Here is a 9,721-nt window from a genome sequence, read left to right on the forward strand (position 1 = left end):
CCTAGCTGGAGGTGAATGGGCAGACTTGTTTGCAGGTTTCCCAGGGCCATCCGCTTCCAGGCCTTCCCCAAGTGCTGGATGGCCCTTTTTTATTTTGCCTTGCGCTTCAGCGGCAGCTGGTCGAAGTGCACGCCAGACAAGCCTGACTGCATTAGCGCACGAATGTTGCGGTGGTCCGTTGCCTCAGGCTCGGCCAGCACCGCACGGTAGTGCTCCCCGAATGCCAACAGAGCCTGCTCGGTAGTAAGCCCTTCCAGTATCGCCAGCCCCAAGATCTTGCATGAGCCTTCATTCTCGCCGGCCGCATTTTCCAGGCTGCCATTGGTGAAGCGGCGGGGCTGATAGTCGTAAGCACCGGCGATGTAAGCCAGGGTTTCACTGAAGGTGTGATCGGGGCTTTCTAGGCTGGCGCGAAATACACCAAAGTCGCTCATGGCTTCTGCGACTTTGCAAAGGCGGCCTGCTGCTCTGGAGTAGCCTCTTTCTGGTAGCGCTGCTTCCATTCGGCGTAGGGCATGCCGTATATCTCTTCGCGCGCCTGATCCATGCTGATTTCGATGTCCAGGTCGTCAGCGGCTGCCTTGTACCATTTCGACAGGCAGTTGCGGCAGAAGCCGGCGAGGTTCATCAGCTCTATGTTTTGTGCATCCGGACGGCTGCGCAGATGCTGTACCAGACGACGGAAAGCAGCGGCTTCGATTTCGAGGCGTTGTTGTTCATTCATGGCATGGTCTCGGTGTTGCGGGTGAATTCGGAAATATAATTGCGACCGACATCGCTCAGTCGCGATGGGCTGCCAGGGTTATCGATACCGATTCGGCGAAGCGCAAGGCGTGAGGCTTGTCGACTTCAACTTCGGCATAGCGCACCTCTGGATGCCGCATGACCAAGTCGAGGATTTCCTGGGTGAGTCGTTCGAGCAGGGCGAAGCGGTTTTCTTCGACGTGCTGAATGACGGCCTTGGTAATGGTGCGGTAGTTCAGGGCATGTTCGATATCGTTGTCGCGCACAGCATCGGCAGCTGAATAGAGCATCGTCAGGTTGATCAACACGTCCTGCTTGTTGATGATTTCCTCTTCCTTGATGCCAATGAAGGTGCGCAGTCTCAAGTCCTTGACGCGTATGCGCGCCATCGAAGGTTCCAGTCGGAGCATGGTTTTCCTTTGATAGTCAGATCAGATGGCGTCCACCGTTGACGCTTAGTATCGTGCCGGTGACGTAAGGGTTGTCCAGAAGATAACGAAGGCTCTGATAGATCACTTCTGCGCCGGGTTCAATACCCAGCGCAGATTTGGCCAGCGCCTTGCGCCGGTATTCCTCGTCATCGTTTGTGTTGAACTGTATCAGCGCCGGCGCAATGGCGTTGACCTTTATAGCGGGCGCCAGGCTGCTGGCGAAGGACAGGGTGAGGTTGTCCAGCCCGGCTTTGCTGGCCGCGTAGGCAATGTGCTTCTTGCTGCCGCGGCGTGTGACATCGTCACCGATATGAATGATGTCCGCCGGGCCGCCCTGTTGCAGTAGTTCGGCGCAATGCAGGTTGATCAAGTAAGGCGCAAGCATATGCACCTCGAACATCCGCTGAAAGACTTCGGCCTCTTGCCCCGTCGTCTCGATGTGCCAGTCCGACGCGTTGTGAATGATGGCGCGCAAGGATGACGTCTGTTGCTTCAGCGTGGTGATAAAGGCGTGTATTGAGCCAGCCCCGGAAAAGTCCGCCTGAATTGTCACCGCGCCGCGATTACGTAGCCGCTCGAGACTGGCGCGGTGAGTCCGGTAACTGACGATCACTGGCTGGCCATCGTCGAGCAGGCGTTCGGCACAATGCAGGCCGATACGCTGGCTGGCGCCTGTAATAAGAATTGGAGGTCGGGTCCGGTTCATGTTTGACGGGTAAGCGGGTGGTTCGGGCGCTCGCTGCTGCGGCGCGAATGCGAACCAGCTTATACCAGACGGTGAGAGGTTTCTTCAGCTGGCGATTTTTACCGGCAGTTCCTGCTGTAGCTCCGGATGTAGACGCTGATGTTGCTCATATAGATAGGAGCGGATTCGCTCGGCATCCTTGCTGTGATACTCGACTTCATAGACAGTCAATCCGCCTGGCGTGTTACGGACCTGTAGAGCGTCGAACTTGAGGGGGGATTCGCCTGGGAGTGGTAGCTGCAGGTGGAGTCGCTTGGGGGCTTTTTTCGCGCCGGTGTCTACCAAAAGTCCGTGAGCCGACAGCTCATGGACGCTTAATGCGGTTTCGCGACCATCGTGCGACAGAAGCGCAAGGGGCTCTTCCAAAGGCAAACGCCAGGCCCTGAGAACGGGGCCGCGTTCGTAGATGGTCGGGGGGGCCAGCTGCAATTGAATGCCGTGAAGTTCGTCTTCATTCAGGCGTAGCGGGAATCGCATGCAATATTCATCCAGCTGCGCCTCAAGTGTCAGGCTGGCCTTTGCCGCAAGCTGCAGTAACAGCCCATTTGCATGCTCGCCGCCTTCAATACTGAAGCCGGTCTGGACTTCATCGGAATCGAGTTCGGAGCTGCCGAGAAGCCTTTTGATGTAGGCCAGTTCGGCATTGGTGAGAGCAATCTTGTCCGCCATTTTTTTCTGTCCTTTCGAGGCGGTTGGCTGAGCCCTTTCCAGTCGACTCGAGGGTGAACCCGTAATTGGGTGCCTCTAGGACCTCTTCTTTATCAGATGGTTCCTTAGGCGAGTACGCTAAGTCGGTCGCTGGAATGCGGTAATCTCCAGGATTCATTGCAAGGAGTCGATTATGAGAGTGGCCATTCTTTCCGGTACGGTCTACGGCACAGCTGAAGATGTCGCCAGGCATGCAGCTAGTAGACTGCAGGCGGCTGGCTTCGAAGCTTGGCATGACCCGCGTGCGCAGTTGGCGCAGGTTGTTGAGTTCTCCCCGCAAGCGCTGTTGGTAGTGACGGCGACTACGGGTATGGGCGAGCTGCCGGACAACTTCATCCCGCTGTACTCGGCGATTCGGGATGAGTTTCCTGCCTGGGCAGGCTTGCCGGGAGGAATCATTGCCTTGGGCGATGCCAGTTATGGCGCAACGTTTTGTGGCGGGGGAGAGCTGGTTCGCGAGCTTTTTGCCGAGCTGGGCGTTAACGAGGTAGTAGACATGCTGCGCCTCGATGCAAGCGAGACTGTAACTCCTGAAAGCGACGCCGAGCCATGGCTGGACAGCTTCGTAGCGGCCCTGCGTAGCTGAGGCGGTTCGACAGGGCTAGGGTCAAGATTATCGCTCAGGGGGAGCGGTGCTGTTCTGTTTGGCAAAGATCTGCAGCTGCGGATAGAAGTCGTGGAAATCTTGCTGGAGAGGTTGATACAACCGCTCCAGTTCGACGGCCCCACCAACAAGGCCCTCGGGGCGTGAGAGTCTGCGACTCATAGCTGTTATAACCTGCTCCATCACCGAGAAGTTTCGGTAGCTGCCAAGCCAGTCTTGAGCTGCCATGCGTGGTGCGATCAATGCAAGCTTGCCTGGAAGTCTAAGCTCTTCTTCACGCAGTGCTTGATAAACACGCGCAGTGAAGATGTTCAGAGGTTCGTCGGCATAGCTATGCCAATGCACCGCCAGGCAATGGTCAAAGAACAGGTCGATCAGAATTCCTGCATAGCGACGGCGCTCACGGGGAAAACGCTGTTTGGCCTGCAATACCAGCGGATGACTGTCGGTAAAGGCGTCGATCTGGCGATGTAAACGAATGCCAGCTTCGATATCTGGCTCCCACTGGCCATTCAGCGGACCTTTGACGAAGTCACCATAGAGGCTGCCAAGCATGTCGCCGGGCTGGGAGCCGCCCAGGTGAAGATGTGCGAGATAGTTCATGTGCCGAGCTTAGCGCAATGCGCACGGAGCAGTAGGCCTGAGGCGATCCTGCTATGTATAAAGGCGCGCTACGACTGCTCGCCGAATAAATCTTCAAATAGCGGTTGACGCGAGATTTGAGGTGCCTATAATGCGCACCTTCTCCGGCGCAGGCCTTCAGCAAAACCTCTTGTAAATCAAGAAGTTAGCTAAATTAAAGGCTTGCACGGACGGCGGATTCACGTAGAATGCGCCGGGCTGGCAGGGTGGTGGTATGGCTCTGTTGGCGCTTCGGTCAGGTGGATCGAAAGCGGTTGAAAGAGGTGGTTGACAGCGGGTTTGAACGCTGTAGAATTCGCCTCCCGCTGACGAGAGGCGCTGAGTTGATCGAAGGCATAAGCGGTTGAGAAGAAAGAAAAACTTCTTCAAAAACAGCTTGACGCGACACAAGGCTGCTGTAGAATGCGCGGCCTCGGTTGAGCCGAAAGGCCTGATCGAAACGCTCTTTAACAACTGAATCAAGCAATTCGTGTGGGTGCTTGTGAGGTAAGACTGATGGTCAGCAAGATTATCAGCATCACAATGTACTCAACGAGAAATCATTGAGTGCTCTTCTGGAGATTCTCTGGAAGAGATTGCGATTGCTGAGCCAAGTTTAGGGTTTTCTCAAAACCCAAGCAGTATTGAACTGAAGAGTTTGATCATGGCTCAGATTGAACGCTGGCGGCAGGCCTAACACATGCAAGTCGAGCGGATGAAGGGAGCTTGCTCCTGGATTTAGCGGCGGACGGGTGAGTAATGCCTAGGAATCTGCCTGGTAGTGGGGGATAACGTCCGGAAACGGGCGCTAATACCGCATACGTCCTACGGGAGAAAGCAGGGGACCTTCGGGCCTTGCGCTATCAGATGAGCCTAGGTCGGATTAGCTTGTTGGTGAGGTAATGGCTCACCAAGGCTGCGATCCGTAACTGGTCTGAGAGGATGATCAGTCACACTGGAACTGAGACACGGTCCAGACTCCTACGGGAGGCAGCAGTGGGGAATATTGGACAATGGGCGAAAGCCTGATCCAGCCATGCCGCGTGTGTGAAGAAGGTCTTCGGATTGTAAAGCACTTTAAGTTGGGAGGAAGGGTTGTAGATTAATACTCTGCAATTTTGACGTTACCAACAGAATAAGCACCGGCTAACTTCGTGCCAGCAGCCGCGGTAATACGAAGGGTGCAAGCGTTAATCGGAATTACTGGGCGTAAAGCGCGCGTAGGTGGTTTGTCAAGTTGGAAGTGAAAGCCCCGGGCTCAACCTGGGAACTGCTTTCAAAACTGGCAAGCTAGAGTATGGCAGAGGGTGGTGGAATTTCCTGTGTAGCGGTGAAATGCGTAGATATAGGAAGGAACATCAGTGGCGAAGGCGACCACCTGGGCTAATACTGACACTGAGGTGCGAAAGCGTGGGGAGCAAACAGGATTAGATACCCTGGTAGTCCACGCCGTAAACGATGTCAACTAGCCGTTGGGTTCCTTGAGAACTTAGTGGCGCAGCTAACGCATTAAGTTGACCGCCTGGGGAGTACGGCCGCAAGGTTAAAACTCAAATGAATTGACGGGGGCCCGCACAAGCGGTGGAGCATGTGGTTTAATTCGAAGCAACGCGAAGAACCTTACCAGGCCTTGACATGCAGAGAACTTTCCAGAGATGGATTGGTGCCTTCGGGAACTCTGACACAGGTGCTGCATGGCTGTCGTCAGCTCGTGTCGTGAGATGTTGGGTTAAGTCCCGTAACGAGCGCAACCCTTGTCCTTAGTTACCAGCACGTTATGGTGGGCACTCTAAGGAGACTGCCGGTGACAAACCGGAGGAAGGTGGGGATGACGTCAAGTCATCATGGCCCTTACGGCCTGGGCTACACACGTGCTACAATGGTCGGTACAAAGGGTTGCCAAGCCGCGAGGTGGAGCTAATCCCATAAAACCGATCGTAGTCCGGATCGCAGTCTGCAACTCGACTGCGTGAAGTCGGAATCGCTAGTAATCGTGAATCAGAATGTCACGGTGAATACGTTCCCGGGCCTTGTACACACCGCCCGTCACACCATGGGAGTGGGTTGCTCCAGAAGTAGCTAGTCTAACCTTCGGGAGGACGGTTACCACGGAGTGATTCATGACTGGGGTGAAGTCGTAACAAGGTAGCCGTAGGGGAACCTGCGGCTGGATCACCTCCTTAATCGAAGCCATCAGCTTCTTCATAAGTTCCCACACGAATTGCTTGATTCATTGCGAAGACGATTGGGTCTGTAGCTCAGTTGGTTAGAGCGCACCCCTGATAAGGGTGAGGTCGGCAGTTCGAATCTGCCCAGACCCACCAATGTCGAGTGGGGCGCAGGCTTCAAGACATTGGGGCCATAGCTCAGCTGGGAGAGCGCCTGCCTTGCACGCAGGAGGTCAGCGGTTCGATCCCGCTTGGCTCCACCATCTTGAAATCGTCCTGTTCAGAGTTCAGAAATGAGCATTTTCCGCGGTGCGGATGAATGTTGATTTCTGGTCTTTACCAGAATCGTTCTTTAAAAATTTGGGTATGTGATAGAAATAGACTGAATGGTGTCTTTCACTGGGCATTGTTCAGGCTAAGGTAAAATTTGCGAGTTGCTCGAAAGAGCGAAGTGCGGATTTTCGGCGAATGTCGTCTTCACGTTTAAGACAGTAACCAGATTGCTTGGGGTTATATGGTCAAGTGAAGAAGCGCATACGGTGGATGCCTTGGCAGTCAGAGGCGATGAAAGACGTGGTAGCCTGCGAAAAGCTTCGGGGAGTCGGCAAACAGACTTTGATCCGGAGATCTCTGAATGGGGGAACCCAGCCAGCATAAGCTGGTTATCACACACTGAATCCATAGGTGTGTGAGGCGAACCAGGGGAACTGAAACATCTAAGTACCCTGAGGAAAAGAAATCAACCGAGATTCCCTTAGTAGTGGCGAGCGAACGGGGACTAGCCCTTAAGTTGATTTGAGATTAGCGGAACGCTCTGGAAAGTGCGGCCATAGTGGGTGATAGCCCTGTACGCGAAAATCTCTTATCAATGAAATCGAGTAGGACGGAGCACGAGAAACTTTGTCTGAATATGGGGGGACCATCCTCCAAGGCTAAATACTACTGACTGACCGATAGTGAACCAGTACCGTGAGGGAAAGGCGAAAAGAACCCCGGAGAGGGGAGTGAAATAGAACCTGAAACCGTATGCGTACAAGCAGTGGGAGCCTACTTTGTTAGGTGACTGCGTACCTTTTGTATAATGGGTCAGCGACTTATTTTCAGTGGCGAGCTTAACCGAATAGGGGAGGCGTAGCGAAAGCGAGTCTTAATAGGGCGTTTAGTCGCTGGGAATAGACCCGAAACCGGGCGATCTATCCATGGGCAGGTTGAAGGTTAGGTAACACTGACTGGAGGACCGAACCGACTACCGTTGAAAAGTTAGCGGATGACCTGTGGATCGGAGTGAAAGGCTAATCAAGCTCGGAGATAGCTGGTTCTCCTCGAAAGCTATTTAGGTAGCGCCTCGTGTATCACTGCTGGGGGTAGAGCACTGTTTCGGCTAGGGGGTCATCCCGACTTACCAAACCGATGCAAACTCCGAATACCAGCAAGTGTCAGCACGGGAGACACACGGCGGGTGCTAACGTCCGTCGTGAAAAGGGAAACAACCCAGACCGTCAGCTAAGGTCCCAAAATCCTGGTTAAGTGGGAAACGATGTGGGAAGGCTTAGACAGCTAGGAGGTTGGCTTAGAAGCAGCCATCCTTTAAAGAAAGCGTAATAGCTCACTAGTCGAGTCGGCCTGCGCGGAAGATGTAACGGGGCTCAAACCAGGTACCGAAGCTACGGGTTCACCGTAAGGTGAGCGGTAGAGGAGCGTTCTGTAAGCCTGTGAAGGTCAGTTGAGAAGCTGGCTGGAGGTATCAGAAGTGCGAATGCTGACATGAGTAACGACAATGCGAGTGAAAAACTCGCACGCCGAAAGACCAAGGGTTCCTGCGCAACGTTAATCGACGCAGGGTGAGTCGGTCCCTAAGGCGAGGCTGAAGAGCGTAGTCGATGGGAAACGGGTTAATATTCCCGTACTTCTGGTTACTGCGATGGGGGGACGGAGAAGGCTAGGCCAGCTTGGCGTTGGTTGTCCAAGTTTAAGGTGGTAGGCAGAGATCTTAGGTAAATCCGGGGTCTTAATGCCGAGAACTGATGACGAGCTTTCTTTTAGAAAGCGAAGTGGTTGATGCCATGCTTCCAGGAAAAGCCTCTAAGCTTCAGGTAATCAGGAACCGTACCCCAAACCGACACAGGTGGTTGGGTAGAGAATACCAAGGCGCTTGAGAGAACTCGGGTGAAGGAACTAGGCAAAATGGCACCGTAACTTCGGGAGAAGGTGCGCCGGTGAGGGTGAAGCATTTACTGCGTAAGCTTTTGCCGGTCGAAGATACCAGGCCGCTGCGACTGTTTATTAAAAACACAGCACTCTGCAAACACGAAAGTGGACGTATAGGGTGTGACGCCTGCCCGGTGCCGGAAGGTTAATTGATGGGGTTAGCGCAAGCGAAGCTCTTGATCGAAGCCCCGGTAAACGGCGGCCGTAACTATAACGGTCCTAAGGTAGCGAAATTCCTTGTCGGGTAAGTTCCGACCTGCACGAATGGCGTAACGATGGCGGCGCTGTCTCCACCCGAGACTCAGTGAAATTGAAATCGCTGTGAAGATGCAGTGTATCCGCGGCTAGACGGAAAGACCCCGTGAACCTTTACTATAGCTTTGCACTGGACTTTGAGCTTGCTTGTGTAGGATAGGTGGGAGGCTTTGAAGCGTGGACGCCAGTTCGCGTGGAGCCAACCTTGAAATACCACCCTGGCAACCTTGAGGTTCTAACTCGGGTCCGTTATCCGGATCGAGGACAGTGTATGGTGGGTAGTTTGACTGGGGCGGTCTCCTCCTAAAGAGTAACGGAGGAGTACGAAGGTGCGCTCAGACCGGTCGGAAATCGGTCGCAGAGTATAAAGGCAAAAGCGCGCTTGACTGCGAGACAGACACGTCGAGCAGGTACGAAAGTAGGTCTTAGTGATCCGGTGGTTCTGTATGGAAGGGCCATCGCTCAACGGATAAAAGGTACTCCGGGGATAACAGGCTGATACCGCCCAAGAGTTCATATCGACGGCGGTGTTTGGCACCTCGATGTCGGCTCATCACATCCTGGGGCTGAAGCCGGTCCCAAGGGTATGGCTGTTCGCCATTTAAAGTGGTACGCGAGCTGGGTTTAGAACGTCGTGAGACAGTTCGGTCCCTATCTGCCGTGGACGTTTGAGATTTGAGAGGGGCTGCTCCTAGTACGAGAGGACCGGAGTGGACGAACCTCTGGTGTTCCGGTTGTCACGCCAGTGGCATTGCCGGGTAGCTATGTTCGGAAGAGATAACCGCTGAAAGCATCTAAGCGGGAAACTTGCCTCAAGATGAGATCTCACTGGAGCCTTGAGCTCCCTGAAGGGCCGTCGAAGACTACGACGTTGATAGGCAGGGTGTGTAAGCGTTGTGAGGCGTTGAGCTAACCTGTACTAATTGCCCGTGAGGCTTGACCATATAACACCCAAACAATTTGATGTTTGCGTGTCAGACGGTCGAAGTCGACAAACAAACCGAAAAGACGCATCGCTCGCAAAGCGAACCGAAACAAAGCACCACCATCACATGCCCAATTAGGGGAAGCGACTCAACACCGACTCCCCAACCGAATTGCTTGACGACCATAGAGCGTTGGAACCACCTGATCCCATCCCGAACTCAGAAGTGAAACGACGCATCGCCGATGGTAGTGTGGGGCTTCCCCATGTGAGAGTAGGTCATCGTCAAGCTCATACACCAAACCCCCGATC

Annotated in this window: 7 protein-coding genes, 2 tRNA genes and 3 rRNA genes; 6 read left to right on the forward strand and 6 right to left on the reverse strand. The window is 54.1% G+C overall.

Features of this window, described 5'->3' with window-relative positions; translation table 11 throughout:
- Positions 1 to 89 precede the first annotated feature (89 nt).
- From BN1079_RS17055 to BN1079_RS17075, 5 genes are all read right to left on the reverse strand, one after another.
- The gene (locus BN1079_RS17055; RefSeq protein ID WP_037026512.1) at positions 90 to 434 is read right to left on the reverse strand and encodes a HopJ type III effector protein; all 345 of its coding nucleotides are present in this window, start codon (positions 432 to 434) and stop codon (positions 90 to 92) included.
- Complete coding sequence (locus BN1079_RS17060; protein WP_037026513.1) at positions 431 to 724, reverse strand: DUF1244 domain-containing protein; 294 nt, start codon at positions 722 to 724, stop codon at positions 431 to 433. Before BN1079_RS17060 ends, BN1079_RS17055 begins: the two co-directional genes overlap by 4 nt.
- 55 nt (positions 725 to 779) lie before the next feature.
- Positions 780 to 1,154 (reverse strand): dihydroneopterin triphosphate 2'-epimerase, encoded by a 375-nt coding sequence (gene folX, locus BN1079_RS17065; protein WP_037026514.1) that lies wholly within the window; start codon positions 1,152 to 1,154, stop codon positions 780 to 782.
- A gap of 16 nt (positions 1,155 to 1,170) precedes the next feature.
- Positions 1,171 to 1,881: a dihydromonapterin reductase gene (gene folM, locus BN1079_RS17070; protein WP_037026515.1), complete on the reverse strand. Its 711-nt coding sequence runs from the start codon at positions 1,879 to 1,881 to the stop codon at positions 1,171 to 1,173.
- Positions 1,882 to 1,965: 84 nt separating this feature from the next.
- On the reverse strand, positions 1,966 to 2,589 hold the full coding sequence (locus tag BN1079_RS17075) for a hypothetical protein (RefSeq protein ID WP_037026516.1): 624 nt from the start codon (positions 2,587 to 2,589) through the stop codon (positions 1,966 to 1,968).
- Between the two features lie 172 nt (positions 2,590 to 2,761).
- On the opposite strand from BN1079_RS17075, the gene BN1079_RS17080 reads away from it, so the two are divergent.
- Positions 2,762 to 3,214, forward strand: a complete 453-nt coding sequence (locus BN1079_RS17080) for a flavodoxin (RefSeq protein ID WP_037026517.1) — start codon at positions 2,762 to 2,764, stop codon at positions 3,212 to 3,214.
- Between the two features lie 27 nt (positions 3,215 to 3,241).
- Here the strand turns inward: BN1079_RS17080 and BN1079_RS17085 are convergent, their stop codons facing one another.
- On the reverse strand, positions 3,242 to 3,835 hold the full coding sequence (locus BN1079_RS17085) for an acyl carrier protein phosphodiesterase (protein ID WP_037026518.1): 594 nt from the start codon (positions 3,833 to 3,835) through the stop codon (positions 3,242 to 3,244).
- 664 nt (positions 3,836 to 4,499) lie between these two features.
- On the opposite strand from BN1079_RS17085, the gene BN1079_RS17090 reads away from it, so the two are divergent.
- The 5 genes from BN1079_RS17090 (at position 4,500) to rrf (ending at position 9,700) form a co-directional block, all read left to right on the forward strand.
- A 16S ribosomal RNA gene (locus BN1079_RS17090) occupies positions 4,500 to 6,036 on the forward strand.
- Between the two features lie 64 nt (positions 6,037 to 6,100).
- Positions 6,101 to 6,177: transfer RNA gene (locus BN1079_RS17095), tRNA-Ile, on the forward strand.
- A gap of 31 nt (positions 6,178 to 6,208) precedes the next feature.
- A tRNA-Ala gene (locus tag BN1079_RS17100) sits at positions 6,209 to 6,284 on the forward strand.
- 253 nt (positions 6,285 to 6,537) lie between these two features.
- Positions 6,538 to 9,428, forward strand: a 23S ribosomal RNA gene (locus BN1079_RS17105).
- A gap of 156 nt (positions 9,429 to 9,584) precedes the next feature.
- Positions 9,585 to 9,700, forward strand: a 5S ribosomal RNA gene (rrf, locus tag BN1079_RS17110).
- Together the 16S, 23S and 5S rRNA genes with 2 tRNA genes alongside form the textbook arrangement of a ribosomal RNA operon.
- The last annotated feature ends 21 nt before the right edge of the window (positions 9,701 to 9,721 follow it).

The sequence above is a fragment of the Pseudomonas saudiphocaensis genome (assembly GCF_000756775.1).
Lineage (GTDB): Bacteria > Pseudomonadota > Gammaproteobacteria > Pseudomonadales > Pseudomonadaceae > Stutzerimonas > Stutzerimonas saudiphocaensis.

What these genes read in the sequence shown, in the direction of transcription:
- BN1079_RS17080 (WP_037026517.1), top strand. Translation starts at nt 2,762, where the DNA reads ATGAGAGTGGCCATTCTTTCCGGTACGGTCTACGGCACAGCTGAAGAT.
- folX (WP_037026514.1), bottom strand. Translation starts at nt 1,154, where the DNA reads ATGCTCCGACTGGAACCTTCGATGGCGCGCATACGCGTCAAGGACTTG.
- BN1079_RS17085 (WP_037026518.1), bottom strand. Translation starts at nt 3,835, where the DNA reads ATGAACTATCTCGCACATCTTCACCTGGGCGGCTCCCAGCCCGGCGAC.
- BN1079_RS17055 (WP_037026512.1), bottom strand. Translation starts at nt 434, where the DNA reads ATGAGCGACTTTGGTGTATTTCGCGCCAGCCTAGAAAGCCCCGATCAC.
- BN1079_RS17075 (WP_037026516.1), bottom strand. Translation starts at nt 2,589, where the DNA reads ATGGCGGACAAGATTGCTCTCACCAATGCCGAACTGGCCTACATCAAA.
- folM (WP_037026515.1), bottom strand. Translation starts at nt 1,881, where the DNA reads ATGAACCGGACCCGACCTCCAATTCTTATTACAGGCGCCAGCCAGCGT.
- BN1079_RS17060 (WP_037026513.1), bottom strand. Translation starts at nt 724, where the DNA reads ATGAATGAACAACAACGCCTCGAAATCGAAGCCGCTGCTTTCCGTCGT.